Source organism: Pseudomonas anatoliensis, assembly GCF_017976235.1.
GTDB lineage: Bacteria > Pseudomonadota > Gammaproteobacteria > Pseudomonadales > Pseudomonadaceae > Aquipseudomonas > Aquipseudomonas anatoliensis.
Genome location: NZ_JACVHC010000011.1, coordinates 37,799 through 59,857, shown reverse-complemented (window position 1 = coordinate 59,857; position 22,059 = coordinate 37,799). Strand labels below are relative to the sequence as shown.

14 protein-coding genes are annotated in these 22,059 nt (G+C 55.9%); 1 reads left to right on the top strand and 13 read right to left on the bottom strand.

All coding sequences use genetic code 11. The annotated features are described in order from the left end of the window. Window positions 1-342: 342 nt before the first annotated feature. The 7 genes from ICA16_RS27345 to puuE form a co-directional block, all read right to left on the bottom strand. The gene (locus ICA16_RS27345) at window positions 343-1,128 is read right to left on the bottom strand and encodes an outer membrane protein OmpK (RefSeq protein WP_150618539.1); all 786 of its coding nucleotides are present in this window, start codon (window positions 1,126-1,128) and stop codon (window positions 343-345) included. Between the two features lie 160 nt (window positions 1,129-1,288). After that, window positions 1,289-2,647, bottom strand: coding sequence for a nucleobase:cation symporter-2 family protein (locus tag ICA16_RS27340; RefSeq protein WP_150618541.1), 1,359 nt, complete (start codon window positions 2,645-2,647; stop codon window positions 1,289-1,291). Between the two features lie 299 nt (window positions 2,648-2,946). Next, window positions 2,947-4,257, bottom strand: a complete 1,311-nt coding sequence (locus tag ICA16_RS27335) for a urate hydroxylase PuuD (RefSeq protein ID WP_210553640.1) — start codon at window positions 4,255-4,257, stop codon at window positions 2,947-2,949. A 50-nt stretch (window positions 4,258-4,307) separates the two neighbouring features. Then, the gene (locus ICA16_RS27330) at window positions 4,308-4,811 is read right to left on the bottom strand and encodes an ureidoglycolate lyase (protein WP_034151759.1); all 504 of its coding nucleotides are present in this window, start codon (window positions 4,809-4,811) and stop codon (window positions 4,308-4,310) included. 147 nt (window positions 4,812-4,958) lie between these two features. After that, window positions 4,959-5,954 carry an allantoicase gene (alc, locus tag ICA16_RS27325; protein WP_042558426.1) on the bottom strand — a complete coding sequence of 332 codons (996 nt, stop codon included), beginning with the start codon at window positions 5,952-5,954 and terminating at the stop codon, window positions 4,959-4,961. A gap of 89 nt (window positions 5,955-6,043) precedes the next feature. Next, the gene (gene uraD, locus ICA16_RS27320; protein ID WP_150618543.1) at window positions 6,044-6,559 is read right to left on the bottom strand and encodes a 2-oxo-4-hydroxy-4-carboxy-5-ureidoimidazoline decarboxylase; all 516 of its coding nucleotides are present in this window, start codon (window positions 6,557-6,559) and stop codon (window positions 6,044-6,046) included. Next, window positions 6,556-7,482 (bottom strand): allantoinase PuuE, encoded by a 927-nt coding sequence (gene puuE / locus ICA16_RS27315; protein ID WP_150601281.1) that lies wholly within the window; start codon window positions 7,480-7,482, stop codon window positions 6,556-6,558. The genes uraD and puuE overlap by 4 nt, the downstream gene beginning before the upstream one ends. A gap of 442 nt (window positions 7,483-7,924) precedes the next feature. On the opposite strand from puuE, the gene uraH reads away from it, so the two are divergent. Further along, window positions 7,925-8,278, top strand: a complete 354-nt coding sequence (gene uraH / locus ICA16_RS27310) for a hydroxyisourate hydrolase (protein ID WP_008031462.1) — start codon at window positions 7,925-7,927, stop codon at window positions 8,276-8,278. Between the two features lie 142 nt (window positions 8,279-8,420). Here uraH and ICA16_RS27305 read toward each other — a convergent pair whose 3' ends face one another. The 6 genes from ICA16_RS27305 to ICA16_RS27280 form a co-directional block, all read right to left on the bottom strand. Continuing rightward, window positions 8,421-11,948, bottom strand: coding sequence for a calcium-binding protein (locus tag ICA16_RS27305; protein WP_210702100.1), 3,528 nt, complete (start codon window positions 11,946-11,948; stop codon window positions 8,421-8,423). Between the two features lie 318 nt (window positions 11,949-12,266). Further along, window positions 12,267-14,129: a hypothetical protein gene (locus ICA16_RS27300; protein ID WP_210702099.1), complete on the bottom strand. Its 1,863-nt coding sequence runs from the start codon at window positions 14,127-14,129 to the stop codon at window positions 12,267-12,269. Window positions 14,130-14,181: 52 nt separating this feature from the next. Beyond that, a complete protein-coding gene (locus ICA16_RS27295) occupies window positions 14,182-15,876 on the bottom strand; it encodes a hypothetical protein (protein ID WP_210702098.1) in 1,695 nt (564 codons plus the stop codon). A gap of 287 nt (window positions 15,877-16,163) precedes the next feature. Further along, window positions 16,164-17,597, bottom strand: coding sequence for a hypothetical protein (locus ICA16_RS27290; protein WP_210702097.1), 1,434 nt, complete (start codon window positions 17,595-17,597; stop codon window positions 16,164-16,166). 570 nt (window positions 17,598-18,167) lie between these two features. Further along, window positions 18,168-19,718: a hypothetical protein gene (locus tag ICA16_RS27285; RefSeq protein WP_210702096.1), complete on the bottom strand. Its 1,551-nt coding sequence runs from the start codon at window positions 19,716-19,718 to the stop codon at window positions 18,168-18,170. 241 nt (window positions 19,719-19,959) lie between these two features. Further along, a complete protein-coding gene (locus ICA16_RS27280; RefSeq protein WP_210702095.1) occupies window positions 19,960-21,879 on the bottom strand; it encodes a hypothetical protein in 1,920 nt (639 codons plus the stop codon). Window positions 21,880-22,059 lie beyond the last annotated feature (180 nt).

The window sequence follows — 22,059 nt, the reverse complement described above, 5'->3', positions numbered from 1 at the left end:
TATTTTTTTTGATCGGCGCTCTGGTGTGGCGCCTTTTTTCGTTGCTGCAAAAAGTCATCCGATCGGTCAGCTTGTTTGCTGTTAGCAAGAGCTGAGCCAAGGCTTTTCGAAAAGCAAAAAAACGCCCTTCGGCTGCTGAAAAACAGTCGATTGAGCGTGTTTTCGGGATGCCTCGGTACTGGCCGGGGCCGGGATAAGTTGGCTTTTCGGTCAGGAATTAAATCCGGGCTTTTTTTTAGACCGAATTCAAGAGGCCGCGGAGAATACTGACTCCTCGGCCAGCTCTCAAGTGCCCCGCAACAGAGCACCGACGACAGGCATGGGGCACGGTTGCGGGCCATCTCAGAAGTGCACCTTCACCAGCAGGCTGGCGGTGTTCTGATTGGTGTCGAAGTTATGGCTGTTTTCGACGCCGTATTTGTTCTTCCAGTAGCTGTATTCGGTGCCGACATACAGCTGCTTCTGACTCCAGCCCAGGGCTTTGCCCAAGTCATATTTGATCTGCGGATTGATGTGCAGGTTGGCGTGGTAGGTGCCGCGCGAGTTCTCATCGTTGTCGACCACCCAGTCCAGATAACCGTCGATCAACAGGTCGGAATTGCCTACCGGAATGCTGTAGGACCAGCCGGGCGTGATCTGCCAGACGCCATCGCCGGGGCGTGGGCCTTCGGTCTGGCGGCGGAAGATGTTCAGGGTGACGTAATTGAAGCCAGGCACTTTGAGGTCGAAGCCGGGGCCGATCAGGTAGGCCTCGCTTTCACCTTCGCCGTATTCATAGGTCATCGCCAGCAGTACATCCTTGATCGGGCCGAACTCGATTTTCTGGTCGAAGATCTTGCCGAACGAGAAGCGCGGGGTGAATTCACCATAGAACGCGTGCGGGCCTTTGTTCGCGTCTTCTTTGCCGTTGTAGAAGATCTTGTCGACGAACAGAAAGTTGTCGCCGTACTTCCACTTGTCGGCGTGCTCGAAGGTCACCGTCTGCTGGATCGACGGGTTGATCGCGAAATTCTTGCCGTACAGGTAGCTGAGGCTGTTGGTCTGCCAGAGCAATAAATCGCCGGCCATGGCCTGGGATGCGGCGAGCAGGCCGCCGCTCAATAGCAAACTCGATTGCGTGCGAATCATCTGTTGCTCCCTCTTGTTTTTATTTTTAAGGCGCAGAGCTGTCTGACCCCTGTAGGAGTGAGCCTGCTCGCGATGGCGTTGTTTCAGTCAACTGGTGTGTTGAATGTCATACCGCGATCGCGAGCAGGCTCACTGCTACAGGGGTTCTTCGGTGTTGCTGTTAATGCGAGTGCGCGTTGCAGTCGTTGATCGCCGCGCGCTCGGCGCCGCCTAGAATGTTGAACAGCAGGTTCAGCGTCAGCGCGCTGAGCGTTGCCATGGCGATGCCGCTGTGGGTGATAGGGCTCATCCACATCGGCAGGTGTGCGAAAAACTCCGGACGCACCACCGGGATCAGTCCCATGCCGATGCTCACCGCCACCAGCAACTGGTTGCGACGGTCACCGATGTCGGCTTCTTGCAGAATCTTGATCCCGGTCGCAGCGACCATGCCGAACATCGCAATCGCTGCACCGCCGAGTACCGCTGGAGGAATCGACGCCACCAGGAACGCGGCTTTGGGCAGCAGGCTCAAGACGATCAGCAAACCGCCGGCAACGATGGTGACCGAACGGCAGCGCACGCCGGTCATCTGCACCAGGCCGATGTTCTGCGCGAAGGAGGAGTGGGTGAAGGTGTTGAAGAAACCGGCGAAGAACGAGGCGCCCGCATCGCACAGCAAACCGCGACGCAACATGCGCGGGCAGACTTCCTGGCCGGTGATTTTGCCCAGCGCGAGGAACATCCCGGTGGACTCGACGAAGATGATTACCACCACCAGACACATTGAAAGGATCGGGGCGAGTTCGAACTTCGGCATGCCGAAATGCAGCGGAGTGACGAACTGAACCCACGGCGCAGCGGCCATGCCGCTGAGGTCGACCATGCCGATCGCGCCGCAAAGGACGTAACCGAAGCACATGCCGATCAGCACGGAAATGTTCACCCAGAAACCGCGCATGAAGCGGTGGACCAGCAGGATGGTGGCCAGCACCAGTGCGGCAATGGCCAGATAAATAGGTGAGCCGAATTGAGCCGCATCGGCACCGCCACCGGCCCAGTTCACGGCCACGGGGAACAGCGACAAACCGATCGAGGTGATGACGGTGCCCGTCACCAGCGGCGGGAAGAAACGTACGACCTTGGACATGAACGGCGCGATGATCATGCCGAAGAATCCGGCGGCGATTGTTGCACCGAAGATGCCTTGCAGACCGATACCGGGCATGCCGGCCATGGCGACCATGCTGCCGACAGCGGCAAAACTGGCGCCCATCATCACCGGCATGCGAATGCCCATCGGGCCGATACCGAGCGACTGCACGATGGTGGCAATACCGGCGACCAGCAGGTCGGCGTTGATCAGGAAGGCGATTTCTTCACGACTCAGGCCAGCGGCCTGTCCAATGATCAGCGGCACCGCGATGGCACCACCGTACATCAGCAGAACATGTTGCAAACCGACCAGGATCAGTTGCAAAAGGGGCAAACGCTGAATGGCGGGTGCGTCGGGGATGCGCGCTTTGGACAGCTCGGACATGCAACACCTCGGATCTTTTTATTCTTGTGATTAACAGCTGCCGGGTGGCTCACAGCTGTTTCTTTGCATCATTCGTATGTGTGGTCAGAGGAATTTTGTGGCGAGGGGGATTTATCCCCGATGGGCTACGAAGTAGCCCCAAAACCTGCAATCGCAATACATCAGGCAGATGGCAATGACAGGTTCTGCGACGGCTGCGCCGCCGATCGGGGATAAATCCCCTCGCCACAGGTAAATCCTCAAGCACAGGTAAATCCCTTCACCTCAAAAGCCTGCTGTTAAGCAGGTTTTTGTGTGGCTTAGTTGGTCTGGGCTCCCTGGGCGATCCATGCACCGATCAGGTCACGTTCCTGCTGGGTCATCTGTGTGATGTTGCCCAGTGGCATGATCTGCGTGGTGATGGCTTGCGCCTGGATACGCGCCGCGTTCTGGCGAATCTGCTCAGGAGTGTCGAGCATCACACCGGCCGGAGCTGCGCTGAACAACGGGCTGGTCGGCTTGGCCGAGTGACAAACCGTGCAACGCTCTTGAATCACGTTATGCACTTTGTCGAAGCCTGGGCCGGCGTTGGAGGCTTGCGCTGGTGCTGCAGGTTCGGCAGGTGCAGCAGGTTGCGCCGCTTCAGCCGGTTTCAAGCCACCGCCCACTGCAGTTTCCGGCAATGGCTGGTACTCGATTTTCGCTGGCGCCTTCGCCACTTCCGGTGCGGTGGACATCGGCGCAGGGCCGGTGACGTACGCCAGAGTGATCATGCCAACGGCTGCAACAGGCAAAGTCCAGGCGAACTTGTGGCTGTCGTGACGGGTGTTGAAGTAGTGACGCACCAACACCGCAAACACCGCGATCCCGGCCAGGATCAACCAGTTGTACTGGCTACCATACGTGCTCGGGAAGTGGTTGCTGATCATGATGAACAGCACCGGCAGGGTGAAGTAGTTGTTGTGACGCGAACGCAGCAAGCCTTTGGCGGGCAGCGCCGGATCCGGCGTGCGGTTCTCGGCAATCGCCGCGACCAGTGCACGTTGCGCCGGCATGATGATGCGGAACACGTTACCGACCATGATGGTGCCGATGATCGCGCCAACGTGCAGGTACGCACCGCGACCGCTGAACACCTTGCTGAAGCCATACGCCGCGCCAATGATCAGCACGAACAGGATGAAGCCGAGCAGGGCAGGGCGTTTACCCAGGGCCGAGTCGCAAAGGAAGGAGTAGACGAACCAGCCGACGAACAGAGAGCCAATGCCCAGCGCAACGCCTTCAGGGCCGGTCAGGCTGCTGCCCGGTGCCAGCAGGTACAGCGTCGGGTTGTAGTAGAAGACTACGCAAAGCAGCGCGATCCCCGACAGCCAGGTGAAGTAGGCTTCCCATTTGAACCAGTGCAGGTTATCCGGCATGGTCGGGGGAGCCAGTTTGTATTTTTCCAGGTGATAGATACCGCCACCGTGGATCGCCCACAGATCACCGGCCAGACCGGTTTTCGGGTTGACGCGGTTGAGGTTGTTCTCCAGCCAGACGAAATAGAACGACGCGCCGATCCAGGCCACGCCAGTAATCATGTGAACCCAGCGCACGCTCAGGTTCAGCCATTCCAACAGATGTGCTTCCACAGTCTTTACCTCTCGCCTGTCACTCTGTTGTCGAGTGATCAGACCTTCTCTTATTGGTGGGGGGCGAGGATCAAACGCTCATCCTCTTTGAAAAAATGCTCATCGCAGTTATTGCCTGTGCCACTGCGATCAACCACCAGGAAGTCATCCCGCTTTTCGATCGTCAGCACCGGATGGTGCCAAACGCCGCGATGGTAATTAATGCCCTGCCTGCCGTTGGTGACGAAGGCGCGGACCAAGCCTGATACAGGTTCATCGCCAACGGGCGCGACCACGATCAGAAAGGGGTTGCCGAGCAGCGGAATGAAAGCCTGGCTGCCCAGCGGATGGCGTTCCAGCATGCAAACGGTCAGCGGCATGTCCTGCGCGTCGGCGCGGAAAATGCTGATGATCGCGTTGTCCTCAGGCTGAGCGGTTTCGACCGTCGCCAGTTTATGGAAGCGCATGGTCGAACCGTTGTTGATCATGAAGTGATCGCTGCCGTCGGTTTCGATCACGTCACCGAAAGGGGCGAAGGCTTCTTTGCTCAGCGGTTCAATCGTCAGTGTGCGCATGCTGTTCTTCTTATCCGAATTCTGTGTTGTTCAACTTGTCAGTGCGTCTTGCGCGATCCCTGTAGGAGCTGGCGAAACCTGCGATCTTTTGATTTTGTTTTTAAGATCAAAAGATCGCAGCCTGCGGCAGCTCCTACAGGCTCAGCATTACTTCGCGACCTTGCCCAGTACGCGCAGGCGACTCACACCACCATCCGGGAACACGTTCAGGCGGATGTGGGTGATCGGGCCCAGAGCCTTGATCTGCTCGACGAAGGTGTGTTCGGCGTGCATTTCCAGTTTCTGGCTTGGCAGCAGATCGCGCCAGAACAGCGACTGGGTTTCGATCTGGCTGTCAGTACCGCCCTTGACGAACGCGCCCTGGATCGAGCAAGTGTCCGGGTAGTTGCCCTTGAAGTGCAGGGTGTCGACGATGATTTTTTCGATCTCGCCCGGGTGGCCCAGTGCGACGATCACCCAGTCATTGCCCGGCGTGCGACGACGTGCAGTTTCCCAGCCGTCGCCCATGTTGATGCCACGGCCCGGGTTGAGGATGTTGCTCATGCGGCCGAAGTGTTCGTCGGAGCAGGCGAGGGCGCGGCCACCGTTAAGGGCTGCTGCCAGGTCGATTTGCTCGTTGTCGCCAACGGCCGACCAGTCACGATGCGGCACACCGTACACGCGCAGACGGGCAACACCACCGTCCGGGTAGATGTTGAAACGCAGGTGGCTGAACGCTTTGTCGTTGCTGATTTCGTGGTAGTGGTGGCTGTTGCCTTGCAGCTCGACGGCCGACAGCACTTCAGTCCACTGAGTGTTTTCATCAGGCTCGCCCGACGCCAGGAAGCACGCTTCCAGAGAGGCCGATGGCGGGTAGTTGCCGGTGAAGAATGAAGTGTCGATGTCCACGCCTTTGATCGAACCCGGTACGCCCAGGCGGATCACGGCGCTGTCGAAGCCTTCGAAGCGCTTGCGGCGCGATTCCCAGCCGTCCATCCACTTGCCGTTGTCATCGAACACGCCCTCCTTCCATACGGCCGGGGTCGGTTGGAACAGACGATTGGCGTCTGCGAACCAGTCATCGGTGACCGAGATGATTTTGGTGCCCAGACGGGCATCGGCCAGGTTGACGAACTTCTCGAAAGGTACGGCGTAAGCTTTCATTCTTCTTGTCTGCCTTTAAATAAGTTGGCTGGGGATGCTTGCAAGACCCTGGGCATTCTCCGCGTTTGACATGCTCGGGTCAGGCTTCGCTAGAGGGTCAGTAAACGGAACAGGGCGATCTTGTTGATCTCCGCCAGCGCGCATTTGAATTCGGTTTCCGCTGAATTGTGAATGCGCGTTTCGAACGCCGCGAGGATCTGATGCCGGTTGCTGCCTTTTACCGCCATGATGAAGGGAAACTTGAACTTGGCTTTGTAGGCGTCGTTCAGCTCGGTGAAGCGCTGGAACTCTTCGGCCGTGCATTGGTGAATACCGGCGCCAGCCTGTTCATTGGTGCTGGCTTCGGTCAGTTCGCCCTGGACGGCGGCTTTGCCGGCCAGGTCCGGGTGAGCGTTGATCAGTGCCAGTTGACTGGTGTGATCGGCGCTCAACAGGATGTCGCTCATGCGCTGGTGCAGGGTTTCGATCTCGTCGATCGAGGCGTCTGCGCCCAGGTCGTAGGCCTTCTCGGCCACCCATGGCGAATGTTCGTAGATGTCGGCGAAGGCGTTGACGAAAGCGTCGCGGCTCAGGGTCGACGGTTGCAGGGTTTGAAAGCGGCTCATTTGGCTGCCCCTTGGTACGGGTGGGTTTCGTGCCAGTGACGTGCGATGTCGACGCGACGGCTGAACCACACCTGTTCATGACTTTTGGCGTATTCGATAAAGCGCTTGAGCGAAGCGATGCGCCCCGGGCGGCCGATCAGGCGGCAATGCAGACCGATCGAGAGCATCTTCGGCGCTTCAGCACCTTCGGCGTAGAGCACGTCGAACGCGTCCTTGAGGTATTCGAAGAAATCGTCGCCCTTGTTGAAACCCTGCACTTGCGTGAAGCGCATGTCATTGGTGTCGAGGGTGTACGGGATCACCAGGTGCGGCTTGCCGGTCGGGTTGTTCGGTTCCCAGTAGGGCAGGTCGTCGTCGTAGGTGTCGCAGTCGTAGAGGAAACCACCTTCTTCCATGACCAGACGACGAGTGTTCGGGCCGGTGCGGCCGGTGTACCAGCCCAACGGGCGCTCGCCGGTGAGTTCGGTGAGGATGCGGATGGCTTCGAGCATGTGCTCGCGTTCCTGCGCCTCGTCCATGTACTGGTAGTCGATCCAGCGATAGCCGTGGCTGCAGATCTCGTGACCTGCTTCAACCATCGCACGAATCACGTCCGGATGACGCTGGGCGGCCATGGCGACGGCGAAGATGGTCAGCGGAATATCGAATTCCTTGAACAGCTTGAGGATCCGCCAGACGCCGGTACGGCTGCCATACTCGTAAAGCGATTCCATGCTCATGTTGCGCGCGCCTTGCAGCGGCTGGGCGGCAACCATTTCAGAGAGGAAGGCTTCGGATTCTTTGTCACCGTGCAGAATGTTGCGCTCACCGCCTTCTTCGTAATTGAGCACGAAAGACAGGGCAACGCGGGCATTGCCCGGCCAGTGTGGGTGAGGAGGGTTACTGCCGTAACCGATCAGGTCGCGTGGGTAGTCAGCGCTCACTGCAGTCTTCCTTCTTGTTCATGACTTATTCAAAGTCGGGATTACGTGGCTGCCTGGCGATGAGATTGCAGGCTGGCGTCACAGCGATGGGCTGATTGTATACAACTTTAATCGCACTTTGTAAGCCTGAATTTTCGCATTTTTCACCGACTGTCATCTTTTGCTGCTATTGGCGTGAGCCTGCAAGAAACCTGCCTGACCAGTCAGTTAATGGATGTGAGGTGCAATGTTCAGGCGCTTGAGGGGCAGATTGGGAGAAAAGTCCCGGATGGCGGGGGTGAAGGAAAAAATGTCGTTTTTATTGTGTACAATTTTTTTGAAAAGTGTCTTAATCAGTCGCTCGCCGCAGCTTTTCGTGCTCCGAATCGGTGCGGTCTCCTTTTCAACTGACTTCGGGAGGCGCGAAGTCTGACTGCACTATGCAGGCAGGCGCGCAGAATCAATGGGACGTTTGACTACACACGTTTTGGACGCTGCACACGGTTGCCCGGGCAGCTCGATCAAGGTCGAGTTATACCGCGTTGAAGGTTCGCAGCTGGAATTGGTCGCCAGCGCGATCACCAACAGCGATGGCCGGGTCGATGCGCCGCTGTTGCAGGGCGATGACTACCGTACCGGGGTTTATCAGGTTCAGTTCCACGCTGGCGATTACTACCGCGCCCGTGGTGTGCAACTGCCGGAGCCGGCGTTTCTGGATGTGGTAGTGCTGCGGTTCGGCATCTCTGCCGAACAGGATCACTACCACGTTCCATTGCTGATCTCGCCTTACAGTTACTCCACGTACCGGGGCAGCTGACCCCCAAGCGGCTGCCCCCACCGGGAAGCGACTGCGCATATAGCTTCTTTGGTCTTTCGCCCGCTCACACTGCGGGCTTTTTTTATTCCTTTAAAGTCGTTATGCGCAAGTCTCCGATGTTGCCAAACGGTCTGGTCAACAATCAGTTATCAGGCAGGGTTATCTTGAACATATCTGGATTCAGATGCGAGCATTGCCCCGTTACTCTTAGCTGCGAATAGTTGATTTCACGCGTTCTGTCGCTGTCCAGAATCCACTTGCGGTTTGCCAGGCTGTACAACAGGTTACCCGCGGTGCCATCGCTCATTTGTATGTTTCGCACTTTCAACTCCTTGTTGGCAATGGGGGCAAAGTCCTCCGGCATAAACGTGCCTGATGGGTCGAGCGGTTCGAAAAACCTGGCGTCCAGACTGTTTATATAGATCCGGTCGAAAGACAAATCCACCGTGTGGATGATGCCTCGGGAGGTGATGACGAAAATCTCGTCAATGAGGTCATCGGCGCCGTATTCCGGCAAGAAAATCGTGGTACTCCCCAGGTACAACTGGTTGTTGACCAGTTCAATCCTGGAATACCAGTGCTTGGTGGTGTCCAGGAACCACGTGGAAGAGTTGTTCAGTCGCGTTTCGGCAGTGGCCATCCCTCCAGGAGTCGAAAGGCGCATGACCCGGCCAACATTAACGTGGACCAGATAGGTTCCCCCCATGCCTTCGAGATTGTCGACGGAAGTCTGTGCGCTGGATAAAGGCATATTTACGCAGGCTGAAACCTGATCCAGCTTTGGTGGTAAGGATTCGGGAAGATTAAAATTGACATCGCTTTTTATTGTTCGCGTGAGCTCCAGATTATGGAGAGTGTCTGTAAGTGCGTAAACCTGGTGTTTGAATTTTGCCTCGACGGAGGCCTCATCGAGGTGCGGCGTGAAGGATTTTCCATCTCTGAACAACAGCATGTATCCGTGAATGGACACTTTGTCTTTGGCCTTTTTCAGTGCCGCATCAAGCGTCGTTGCCGGGTAAAAGCCAGCCCCCAGTATGTGCAACAGGCATTTGTCGAAATAGAAAAGGAAGTCGCATGAGACGTCGAATTTGCCTTCTACGTTGGTCTTGCTCATTTTGAAAACTGCGTGAGCGCTGGTCATCTCGGTACTGTCGTAATCTAGAAAAATACGCGTCCCAAAATAAGCGCTCGGAGAAGCCCCTGTGAAAAGCTGGACTTTTTTGGCAATTCTCTGGATATACAAGCTGGTGTTCTGGTTAAGCGGTACGTACCAGGCGTCTAATTTTAGAAAGAAGGTGTGTTCCGGTAACCCGGGTTTGAGGATGTCGGCTTGTATGACGACGGGATTGCCTTGTTCAATTTGTTCGGGCAGGTCGGCTTTGAAGTAGCAGTCATCCTGGGTGATAAAGGTCAATTTGTTATTGATCAGGATACGCTTGCCATCGGCTTCTTTATAAACGTCGTTGATGCAGACAGTGCTGCGGTGTCGGTGGAAATCGAATGCCAATGTGAGTACGAGGCTGTTCTCCCTGATTTCCATTTTTTCAATCAGATCCGTTCTCCAGCCTAGCTGGATAAAGCTGTCGTCTACGCCATCCTCGGTAATGCAGATGTCCCCCGATCGCAGCGACACATGGTAAATATCAATGCCGGCCTCTCCAGAGGCCTGTGTCCCTCCATGGAGCAAATGAATCGAGTCATCGCCAGCACCGGCGAGGATTCTGTCGCTTCCCCTGGACTTGATGTCATTGGCTTTATCGGTACCCGTGACAATACTTACACCGTTAGTCAGTGTTTGTACGTTCTCGATACTTTCAAGCGTTGCCCTTAATGGATAACGCTGGCTACTCGAGGATCCCGGAGCTGAATCCGGGAAATGGATATTCAAAGTTCCCACAGACAGGTCGATGTCAAATCCCCGGCCTTTCTCGGAAAAAAACTGTTTGCCATCCAGAATCAACGTATCGTTGCCGGCACCACCCCTTAGCGCGGAGGGTTCATTTTTGGTAACGTATCTTGTGATCTCTTCATGGGATTCATCGAAGATGAAGACATCATCTTTTTCGCCGCCAGTGAGATCTTTTTTCCCTTCGCCGTAATAAAAATAGTTGTTTTTTTTCAGTACACCTTTGATGGTGTCTTTACCGTCGCTGATTTTCCATATGACACCTTTGTTTTCCCCAGGGGTACCCAATACCGCACCCGGTGTGGAAGCTGTGACGCCTTCACGAGCATCAATCGTATCGTCGGTACCAACGACTTCTACGGATTCGACGATTCGGCTGGTGGGTAATCCCCAGAAGTTTTTTTCGAAAACTCTTGTTCTTGGTCTGATCTCGTGTTTATAGCTCCCGTTAACAACGGCCTCCACGATGTCTTTATGCGTAACGTCGAGCATCTCTCTGGAGGCTGATTCCAGCTCTTGGGCGGTTTCGATTTTGGCTCTGGCAAGCATGTAGCGGCGACTGATTTCTATATCGATCACACCGCCGGGAAGAAAGGAAAACCAACCGGTGCGCCAACGCTCCTCAACGGTGAGTTCGATGTAGTCGTCGATATCATCCACGATCCGCACCGCGCCGTAGATTTGCGAGCCGAGAACCATGATGGCGCAGGCGGCCAATCCCAACGGGCCTGCCATCGAAAACCCGGCCATGGCGGCACTGGCGAGTATTAACGTCATGGCGGCACTGGCAATGTTCAAGCCACCGTTGACGTAGTGATCCATGGCTTGCTTGCCGTCCGTATTGCCCGCAGCGGTAAACTCCATGACTGCACTGGCAATATCAAAAGGCACCGTGAATATTGCGCCAATGAGTCCGCCTGCGCGGGCGAACCGCAATCCGGCTCTGGTTTTGGCAAAATCCCTCAAGGCACTGTTGCCGGCACTTATCATGTGCTGGCCGACTTTGGTGACGGCGACGTCAGTTACAATCGAGGCAACTTCTGTGCCGATTCCGACGCTGTTGAAGATAATTGCGGTCTCGTCATTGTTTTTTATAGCATCGTTGATACCGCGAACGCCCATGAACAGGCCGAAGAGCTGGAAGCCAACGCTTGCGCCGATCATGGTGTAGTTTTTTAAAACTCCCAGGCCTGCGCCCCCTCGTTTTTTCTGATAGGCCAGTCGCAGATCGAGGTTCTGTGTGGAGTTCAAAATGCGCGTCAGCTTTTCGTGATAACTGCCTGTTTCCACAGTTACATCGGGTTCAACCCTGATCACGGGAGGGCTCTGGCGAGAGCGCATGGTGGACATTTCGAAGAGCATTGTAGGCAGTAAATAGTCATCCCCGAATGCAGAAATCTTCATGCGTTTTTCGATTTCCGGGTAACTGAACTGGAGAGCATTTATGAAAGCGCGACTGGGTGTACGAAAATGCGTGTTGTAACCGTTTAGAGGATTGCCATTGACAGTGGCCCCCAGCGCATCCAGGCCACGGCGAGTTATTGTGTACGGACCAATCTTGAAAGGACCGTACAGATCATCAAGCATCTTCAACTGACCCGGTTTGCGCAGAAGATGAGGTGCCTTGGTGTTGGCTGACTGATCGGCGATGTCAGTGGTGAAGTCCATCGTGGTCGGCGTACGTTCGTTTTTGTGAATGCCCATGTCAGAGACTTTAATGTCGTCTTCCAGTGGGTAGTTCATTTCAGCGGACTGTGTAGACATTTAAACATCCTTGTTCATCGTCGGTGGCGCCGCGGCGCGCTGTGTTCTAGTCAAGAGGTTGCGAGCAATGCACGCTTTATGACGCGCACTAAAATAAACCCTTCTCTCGAATAAGTTTTATAAAGAGTTGTACTAAAGGTACGGTGTGTGAATGGATATTACCCAGCGTCGCTGATTCAGTTCAGCCTGGTGATAACCAAGTTGCTCTGTTCATTGTCTCTGGCGAGGAGCCCGGGGTTAACTTTTTCGGCGCTTTCATTGAATGTGATCCTTGATCATCATCAGCGTTTTCGTTCTTCGGTTGTCCGCAAGTTCTGTTCAGCCTTCACGGATTATGAAAAGGGTCGTTTGGCCCGAAGCGTCTGTTTGAACACCGCCGAGCAGATAAACAAGTCTGTTTGAATCCCGATAAGTGGCTAATGGCTGTTGTTGTGAGCCGATGGCGGTGTCAAACAGCGAGTCAGTCGACTCGCTGAGTGGCGTTGCCGATCGATGTAGTCGGCCGTTGGTGATGGGTGGTAGTTGCAACACGAATACGACATCCAGGTTTTCGCGATAGAACAGCAACGCCTCATCACTTGATGACGGGAGTGCTGGACTGACGATGTACCCGTCGGCTTGCAATACCTCACTGAACAACTTGCGCAATTGCGCGATGGTCGGCGTCGTGGCGTACTCATTCCAGAGTCGGGGGAAACGCGCGGGATCAAGCTCCAGGTGTTGCAGACTCTCGCCCGGCGACGAGGCAATCGTCCACGAGGTGGCGTGGCGGGTATCCGGTTCGGCGCTGAGGTCGGGCAACATCATTAGCGGGTCTGCGAGTTTGCCGGGTGTCGGTGGCATGAGATGCCTGGCAGCCCAGTAACGGAACGCCTGGTTCAGTGTCGCCAGACCATGGCCGGTGATGATCTCCGCAGCGTTTGCCTCATTGAACAGGGTTCGAGCGAGAGTGCTTACCGATTGATCCGACAAGTATTTGAAGGTTCTGGAGATGTATTGCGTGATGGGCATCTGGAAGGGGAATTGCGTATCGAGAACAATCCACTGGCCATTCCTGTTAATCGCCCATTTGGGCTGCAACGATGGGTTATCCCGTAGCATCTCTTCGAAGGCGTCGTATAGCGCCGGGGAAAACAGGGGGTGTTGCAGATAGACGAGTTGCGAATCGGCGTTCAGCTCCTGCGGCACCACGCGATAATAGTGCCCGTCTATTTCGATGTGTTGGCCCAGACGCGGCAGCCGTTGTTTGCCCCATTTGCGCCACAGGCCATTAGGTAGATTGCGCGCGTGCTGATCAATCGAAAGCAGGCCTTCAATCAGCGTCTGGTTGGGCGGCAGGTCCTCCATAGGTGTCGCAGGATCATGCCTGTCTTGCGCCAGGCTCTCATGGATCGGATTCTTGTGACGCCAGAGTGGCGTGTCGGGAATGCGTTCAAAGTAGATATCAGGTGAATCGGCTACCTTCGGATAAGCCTGCTGATATTCACCCTCGGCGTTCTTTCGCACCATGACCGTTCCCTTCACGGTATCGACGTAGGTTTTGCGGTGTTTGTCATAACGGATGCCGTCGGGTGTATCCAGTGCCGAAGTAAGCCGGGCTGCGTCGGCGGGCTCAAGGTAGGTCGGAAAAACGGTTGCAAGGTAATCAACCACGAGGGTTGCTGACGTGTCTTTCTCGTGTTCCTCCGTCAGCCAATCCGGGCGTTCGAAGTTCCACGTTGCCTGACGTTCTGATTTGGAAAGGAACAGGTCGGGCAGCTTTGGTGTGTTGAGGGGAATCCGATAGCGATTGTCGGGCTGGCGCCTGACATGAATATGGCCGGCATTTTCCACGTGCGCATATAAGTTGCCATCCGGGTCCGTGAACAGGCCGCTTTCCGATCCGAGGGCGCTCAGCAGGTGCGCGTTTTCGGCAGGCCAGGTAAGTGTTCGCAGCACCGAAGCCACTGTTGTCGGTTCGGAAACGGGGATCTCAGTGACCTGTAACGATGATTGGCGCAAACGGTCGTCGTAAAGCGCGTGCGAGATGTCTGCGAATGTTCGTGTGGGTTCCGGCCTTATCAATGGCGGGATATCGATATTCAGCCGACCGCCCTCAGGCACATTGGTTATGGGACGGTTGCTTATTGGGCGGGTATCCGGAAGGAAGATGCCCGGTACCAGTTTTGTAGGTTTGGCCATTAATGTATCTCGATGTCTGAATGTTTGTGGTAAGGCACCGCAGGCGTGCCGCTTAGCCTTCTCTGACGATGAACAGCGTCGGCGCCGAGGCAGAATGTTGGATGCCCCCGAGCAGATAAATGATTTCGTCCCTTGCCAGGTGGGTATTAAGTGCCTCTCTGCCCGCATCACTCAGTCGGGCCTGGAAATCTGCGCGAGTGAGTTCGAAACCGACAGCCGTGTGACGCATAACGGTGTCTGCGGTGATGGGGGGGAATTTCAAAACGAATACCGCACGGACGCCTTCACGGTGAAATATCAATGCAGCTTCGTTCAGCGGCCGTGAAGTCGAGTAGACGACGTATCCGTTGTCTTGCAGCAGCGCGCTGAACAGGTTGCGCAGGCTGGCAGGCGTGGCGGTCGTCTGGTATGCCTGCCATAGCCCGGGAAAACGTTGTGGATCAAAGTCCAGGCGTTGCAATAGATCTGGTCTGGGGGGAGGCAGGGTCAGTCTCCAGCCGGGTGTCACACTGTCGGACTGGATTGGCGTTCTGGGCAACATCACCAACGGATCGGAAAAAACATGCGGCGGTGGTTCGTAGGAGGCTCGGTTCATCCAGTGGCGAAATGTCAACGCCAGCGTCGAAAGTCCCTGGTTGTTAATACCGTCAGGCAAGCTGACGCGGTCGAATAGGGTCCTGGCAATAGCCTGCACCGAATGATCCGAGAGGGTATTGAATGTCCTCGAGACGTATTGAGTCATGGGCATTTCAAACGGTGGCTTATCCAGTACCTTCCACTGATCCACACCTTTCAAGACCCATTTCGGCTGGTGCGAAGGGGTCTCGCGCAACATCTCTTCGAACGCATCAAAGCGTTTGGGTTTGAACCCGGGATGTTGCAAGTACACAAGTCTGGTCTCGGGGCCCAGGCCCTGATCCACAATCGAATAATGCTTTCCTTGTATTTCAATTGACTCGCCCGACTCGGGTTTTGTGGTCTTTCCCCAGTTTTCCCAATGACGCGTCGACAAGTCCAACGGGCTCGGCGGTGTGGAGAGAAGGTGTTGTGCCAGCGCCTCTGCTCCGGCCTCGCTGTCGGTTTCGCTCGCAAGGCGTGCTCGCTTGCTCGGACCGGCAATGGCGTCCTCCGGGTTGATAGCAAGGTCAGCTTCCGGGTGAGTGCGCTTGGCGGTCATTTCGGCTGGGGTCAATTCACGCCATTTCTGCTTGTCTGGAAGGTATTCGACCCAATCCCCGGTGGGGCTTGCTTCTCTTGAGTTTGTCTGCCGGTAATCGTTCTGTACTTTGCGCACCATGACCATTCTGCCGTCTTCCATTTCGACGTAAGGCTTTTTGCGTTTGTCGTAGCGAATGCCCTCTGGTGAAAGGGGTTTTTGTTTCAGTTGCTCCGCCAGCACGGCATCGAGAATGAACGGGTGTTGTAGACCAAGGCTGGCTGATGCGTCGGCACCTGAAATACGCGAGGCGGTGGACACGCCTTGCGTTGACACTTGCCGTGTCGGGGACGGGCTTTGCAGGTCAGGCATCGGGCTGACGAGCGCGCTGGATTGCTGCCGGGAGGCACCTGACCAAAGACTCGCTGAAGATGTATTGAATGTCGGATCCGCACCCGTACCCTCCATACCGGGGAGAACAGGTCCCAGGTCAACGCGGCTGCCTGCCAGCGAATCCGGCGAGGGTGTTCTGGAGCTCGGCGGTACGCTGGATGAGGACGAGCCAGGAATTTTCTTCGGCGGTGTTGCCATTGCATTACTCCATTGAATTGCTTCGCGTAAGACGCGATTCCAAGGGAGTGATGTTCGCCAACCGGAGGAGGGGGCGTGCGGTATATATGTCTTGCCTGGAAAGCAAACGATTCAAACCATTTCGGTGAAGGTTTTGAAGGGGCTGTCTGGGTGTCAGGCCGTTGTGACAATCCCCGTCTTTTGGGAAAAAATTACGCCGCCACCGCGTATTGCGATGACGACGTAAGGTCTTGAACACGTGCCGGTATTTAACAACCGGAAAACGGCATGAGTAGCCAGGGGAAGGCTCAACCCTCGCGGACGATGAACGGCACTTTCTGATTTGCAGGAGTCATCTCAATGCCACCCACGAGATGAATGGTCTTTCCGTTTTGCAGCATCAGGCTCCAGTCTGTTGTGTGCGACGTGGTCGTGGACGTGTCTGCGACCCTGGATCTCAATGCAGAGAGGGCCTGCTCAGCACCGGGTTCGACCCATCGTTTAAGCGTTCCCTCGACAGGTGCTGAGGGGAGTTTCAAGACAAAAACCACGTCTAGACCTTCCCGTTTGAAGATCAACGCATCCTCGGCGAACATGCGACTGGTGCGATCTACGGTATAGCCGCTGTGTTCCAGAATATTGCTGAACACCGCGCGCACACTTGAGTCTGGCCGATTCAGCTCATTGTTGAACTGTGCATTGACACGATCGGTGTCGAAATCAATGCGATGCAACGCAACGTCAAACTGCGGCGGTAGCGCGAGATCATGGCTGTTCGAACCTGTGCTTGATCTCCTTGGCAGAGTGGGCAGCAGCAGCAAAGGATCAAAAAGTTCTGGCGGTGGCAGGTCGGGGCTGGCTCGGTGCTTCCAGTGATGAAATGTCAAAGCCAGCGTAGAAAGTCCTTCGCTGTCGATCCCGCCTGGCAGGCTGGAGCGGTCGAATACGGTCCTGGCAATGGCCTGCGCCGAATGATCCGAGAAAAGGTTGAATGCGCTCGAGACGTATTGAGTCATGGGCATTTCAAACGGTGGGTGGTTATCCCGTACCCTCCATTGCCCCTCTTGTTTCAAGGCCCATTTCGGCTGACGTGAAGGGTCAACGCGCAACATGTGTTCAAACGCATCAAAGCGTCCGGGTTTGAACTCGGGATGTTGCAAGTACACCAGGTTGGGCTCGGAGCTTCGCTCCTGAGCCACAATCGAATAGTGCTTTCCACCTATTTCGATTGACTCGTCCGACTCGGGTCTTGTGGTCTTTCCCCAGTTTTCCCACTGACGCAGCGACGAGTCCAACGCACTCGGCGGCGTGGATAGAAGACGTTGCACCAGAGCCTGTTTAGTGGCCTCGTTGGTGAGGCGTGCTCGCTTGCTCGGACCGGCAGTGGCGTCCTCCTGGTTGAAAGCAAGGTCAGCTTCCGGGTGAGGGCGCTTGGCGGTCATTTCGGCTGGGGTCAATTCACGCCATTTCTGCTTGTCTGGAAGGTATTTGACCCAATTCCCGGTGGGGCTTGCTTCCCGGGAGTTTGTCTGCCGGAGACCGTCCTGTCCTTTGTGCACCATGACCATGCTGCCGTCTTCCATTTCGACGTAACGCTTGTTGCGTTTGTCGTAACGAAAGCCCTCCGGTGAAAGGGGATATTTTTTCAGTAGCTCCGCCGGCTCGGCATCGAGAAAGAACGAGCGTTCTGTAACAGCGCTGGCTGATGCGTCGGTACCTGAAGTACGCGAGGTGGCGGACATGCCTTGCGTTGACACTTGCCGTGTCGGTGAAGGACTTTGCAGGTCAGACATAGGGCTGACGAGAGCGCTGGATTGCTGCCGGGAGGCACCTGACCAACGACTCACTGAAGATGTTGCGAGTGTCGGATCCGCACTCGCCCCCTCTATACCGGGCAGAACATGTCTGATGTCAACGCGGCTGCCTGCCAGCGGATCCGACGAGGGTGTTCTGGAACTCGGCGGTACGCTGGATGAGGACGAGCCAGGAATTTTCTTCGGCGGTATTGCCATTGCATTACTCCATTGAATTGCTTCGCGTGAAACACGGTTTCAAAGGAGTAATGTCCGGCAATGGAGGTGCGAAGGTGCGGTGTATATGTCTTGGTGTGAAATTTTTTCGCCTGTGAATCAGCAGGCCGTGCCTGGTTGCAAGATTTTCATATGTACATGACAGGAAGTAACTGCCCATTGCGGCGAACAGCTATTAATTGTCTGCCATGTATGGAGGATAGTTGGAGCAGCCTTGGAGGCTGCTCCAGCTATATTGCGTTTGGAGAGCGTGGGTAAGCGAGTAACTCCAAGAGGCCGTGGTCACAATTCTCTGATGATGAAAACAGACTGGCGACCGAATACGTCGCGGTGGGCACCACCCTGTAGCCAGACGATTTTGTTAGATGTACTGGCATCCATGAGGGCTTTATACGCAGTGCCGCCAACCCTCGCCCGCAGATCTGGGTCGGCGAGCACCGCCGCACCCGGGGCGGGGGAGCCACCCACTTCAACCGCATTACCGTTAACTTGTGCCAGCTTCAGGTAATAGACCGTGGTGCGCGTCTTTCCCAGGAACACCAGCGTCGACGAATCCAAAGTGGTGAAGGTTGCAACTTTATAGCCGGCGCGCCCGAGCACGCCCCTGACCAGCAATCTCAGGTTGGCCAATGTTGGATCTTGAAGGTAGATCGTCCAATCATCCCGGAAACGCTGCGGGTCAAACGTCAGGCGTTGCAGCGGACCGTTCACCTCGGGCGGCAACAATATCGTGGCTTTGCCGCCACTTTCTACCCGGGGCAACACGGGTAGCATGTCCATCGGTTCCGCGAACCAGGATGCAGCCTCCTGAGGCTTGAGCCGCCACTGGTCAGTCATCCGCTGCAGCTTAAGCAAGCCGGCCGATGTGATCGTGCGGGAGTAGTCGGCGCGCTCGAACAACATTCTGGCGACGGATCGTGCAGTGGAATCCGAAAATTCGCTGAACATCTCCCTGACCGATTCTGTCAGGGGCTGGGTGAATGATTTCTCGCCGACGTGAACTTTCAAAGGGCTCTCGCTACTGCGCCAGACCGGCACGGGTTGAAGGTCCGGGGCCTCGTGCAACATGCGTTCAAACGAATCGAAGTGGGTTGGCGAAAAATCCGGATGTTGCAGAAAATACACGCGAGTGGCGTCGTTCGCCTGGGTTCCCACCGGTACGATAGGGTAGTGGTGGCCGTTAAGGGCGAGTGATTCGCCGGTCTCGGGCTTGGCTTTCTTGCCCCAGGCTATCCATTCGTCTATGAACCGCCACATTTTCTGCCCGGGAATCTGCTCGACCATTCGGCCCGTCGGGATGAGGCTTTGAGGGGATCTGTGTTGATAGCTTCCGTCGGGGTGACGATGAACCATGATGGTCCCCTCGATCGTGTCGACGTAGGGACGGCTGGCCCGGTCGTAACGGACACCCTGCGCCGAGTTCTCGCTTGGTGTCAGGGTGTCTGCCAAAAATGTCGGTAGGAACTCGAGAGCCTCGGGCATTGTGACTGTGCGCGTTACGCCAGCCCCGGGCATTGCGACAGTGCGCGGTACGTCTGCATCAAGTAAACCTTGTAAAGGGAGCCAATTGGCATCCCAACGGGCTTCACCGTCGATTTTTCTGAAGGTGTACGCTACTCCTGGCGATGTCACCATCGGACTTTGGTATTCGCCATCTGCGCGGCGCACGACGCACATGTAATCTTCGCCGCCGACGAACGCGTAAATCATGCCGTCAAAAGCTTCGAACAGACCGCTGTTGCCCGACACGGGGCGCAGTTCGTGGATTTTGTCCTTTGGCCAATTAGAGGCCTTGATGGCGGCCAGTATTCGATCCTGTGGCGAATACAGCATGGGCGTTACGACCATGGCCGATTGCGAGCCAGTGCCGCTTGAAGAGGATGAAGTCGGCTGTACGACGGATGTCGAGCTGTGGCCTGGAGTAGCCCTCCCAACGTGAGTGGCTGTGATCGGATCGGTAGGTAATTCCGCACCCGCCACTGGCCGTGAGGCAGAAGAGGAGGGGGGTGTCGTGGATGCGCTGGTTTTCTTGGGTAGCTTCATGGATCTGTTCCTGAATAAAGGGGTGATGTCATCAGCGCTCTCTGATGATGAAGACCGAGTCGGGTTTCGAATCGACGTTGAGCACGCCACCCAGCAGCCAGATCAACTGGTTTTTCGCATCGGCCGCCACCACCGCGTCGTAGGCTGGCTTGCCAATGCAGGCGGGCAGCAAGGGGTCAAAAAGCTCGGTGCCGGGATAGGTATAAAGGGTGATGCCATTGCCCTCGACCGCCGCCAGTTTCAAGATGAACACATCGTCTGTTGCCAGACTGCGGAACACCAAAGTGGGTGGTTGATGCTGAGGTGTCAGCGGGAAGACGTCATAACCGGCACGCACCAGCAGACCACCGGTCAATTGCCTCAAGGCCTGGCTGGAAGGGCTTCTGAGGTAGAAATTCCAGTCTTCGGGAAAAAGCTTCGGATCAAAGTTCAGGCGATGCAACGGTGCCTCCGCCTGGGCGTTGAGCGTCAGGTAGGTCGTTCCGTTCCGTTCGATTCGCGGGGCCTCGTGCAACATGAGCATTGGGTCGCCGAGTAGCGGGACGCCAGAGGTGGCTTTGGGATTCAAGCTCCAATGGGCCAGGACCTGATGGATATTGTTGAGGCCCGTGGAAGTGATTTGCGGTGAATTATCAGCGCGCTCGAACAAGGTTTTGGCGACCGACTGCGCCGTTCCCTCGGAGAATTCGGTGAAACGCTCGGCGACGGACCGCGACAACGGTTTACGAAAAAGCTTGTGCGCCGGTGGAACTTCCATGGAGTGGTTGCTTTTCGGAAAGACGGCAACCGGCTGAAGTTCAGGCGCTTCGCGCATTACGCGCTCGAAATCATCGAAGCGGCTGATCGGAGAATTGGGGTTTTGCAAGAAGTTCATCCCCGCCAATTCATCGGGAGCTGAACCCGGCGGCAAAACCGTGTAATCAAATCCGCCAAGCTTGACCGATGGGCCAGTCGGGAGGTCGTTGTAATGTACCCACTGCATCCAGTGATAAGGACTTTCAACGGTCGTTTGGGGAAAGAGCTGCGCCGTATTCGAGGCTTCCATCGGGTCGGATGACTCGCCAGCCTGTTCCAGCCTCGGTCGTTTCACCTGGGTGGCCGCAGTGTCAGCGTCCATGTCGGGCGACTCATGGATATACAGCCGCGGACTTTCAGGAGATGGAGGCCGTTCCGGAATTCGTCGCCACAGAACGGTGCCGGAGATTCGCTCAACTAACGGACCCGATGCGACCCGCTCATTGACGTCGCTGGCCTGATAATCACCGTCGTCATTTTTGCGTATCAGCACCGTACCTTCGCCATCAATATCAGCGTAGGTTCTGCCCAGTTTATCGTGACGAATACCGTCAAGCGGGCTTGCGGGTTCCAGCAGGTTCGCCAGTTCGGGAAGTAAAAATTTGAATGGTTGTGCGCTTGTGTCCAGCGGCGTCTGTACAGGTTTCTTCACCCAGCCTGGACGTTCGATGTACCAGTAGGGTTCACCGGCGATCCTGGCAAGAATCGGCCCCGGCACCCCGGGTGCGAACGGGAAGGGAACCTGATACTCGCCCTGGCTGGTACGCTCGACTACTGTTTTGCCCAGCCCCTTTATATCGGCAATCAACGTGCCATCGGTTACGACGAATAACCCTGTGTTTCTCCCGAACGGCATCAGCTCGCCGACACGGTCTTGCGGCCACATGATCATGTTAAGCGCGGACTTGACTATCGGGGGGGTAGCCGGCCTGACCGATCCCGGAATTTCAGTCACGATAATCTCGGACTGGGGGGGATGTTGAAACGGATGCTCAGTGCTGGCGCGTCGGCCAGCATCGGGACCAGAGACATTTCCAGGTAGATCTGATACCTGGTTACGGGGGCGGTTGGCGGCGGCCGAGTTGTCTTCGGTTCTGATTAAGCTTGAGGTGCCGTCTTTGTTGGATGTATTGATTTTCTTCGTCGGCTTTAACATTAATACACTTCGAATTGATGAATTATTATTGGGCGGTAATAAGGATTAATATTTTTGCACTGAGGACGACTGGCGTATTGCAACGGTCGTGCATCAGGTTTATTGGACTCGGTAGCTGCAAAATCACCTGGGCACAGTGAAACGCGGGCCAAGGCCAGGCACTAATGGCAGTGAAAAGAG

What these genes read in the sequence shown, in the direction of transcription:
- uraH (WP_008031462.1), top strand. Translation starts at nt 7,925, where the DNA reads ATGGGACGTTTGACTACACACGTTTTGGACGCTGCACACGGTTGCCCG.
- uraD (WP_150618543.1), bottom strand. Translation starts at nt 6,559, where the DNA reads ATGAGCCGCTTTCAAACCCTGCAACCGTCGACCCTGAGCCGCGACGCT.
- ICA16_RS27305 (WP_210702100.1), bottom strand. Translation starts at nt 11,948, where the DNA reads ATGTCTACACAGTCCGCTGAAATGAACTACCCACTGGAAGACGACATT.
- ICA16_RS27290 (WP_210702097.1), bottom strand. Translation starts at nt 17,597, where the DNA reads ATGTCCGCCACCTCGCGTACTTCAGGTACCGACGCATCAGCCAGCGCT.
- ICA16_RS27340 (WP_150618541.1), bottom strand. Translation starts at nt 2,647, where the DNA reads ATGTCCGAGCTGTCCAAAGCGCGCATCCCCGACGCACCCGCCATTCAG.
- ICA16_RS27300 (WP_210702099.1), bottom strand. Translation starts at nt 14,129, where the DNA reads ATGGCCAAACCTACAAAACTGGTACCGGGCATCTTCCTTCCGGATACC.
- ICA16_RS27330 (WP_034151759.1), bottom strand. Translation starts at nt 4,811, where the DNA reads ATGCGCACACTGACGATTGAACCGCTGAGCAAAGAAGCCTTCGCCCCT.
- ICA16_RS27295 (WP_210702098.1), bottom strand. Translation starts at nt 15,876, where the DNA reads ATGGCAACACCGCCGAAGAAAATTCCTGGCTCGTCCTCATCCAGCGTA.
- ICA16_RS27345 (WP_150618539.1), bottom strand. Translation starts at nt 1,128, where the DNA reads ATGATTCGCACGCAATCGAGTTTGCTATTGAGCGGCGGCCTGCTCGCC.
- ICA16_RS27280 (WP_210702095.1), bottom strand. Translation starts at nt 21,879, where the DNA reads ATGTTAAAGCCGACGAAGAAAATCAATACATCCAACAAAGACGGCACC.
- alc (WP_042558426.1), bottom strand. Translation starts at nt 5,954, where the DNA reads ATGAAAGCTTACGCCGTACCTTTCGAGAAGTTCGTCAACCTGGCCGAT.
- ICA16_RS27285 (WP_210702096.1), bottom strand. Translation starts at nt 19,718, where the DNA reads ATGCTGTATTCGCCACAGGATCGAATACTGGCCGCCATCAAGGCCTCT.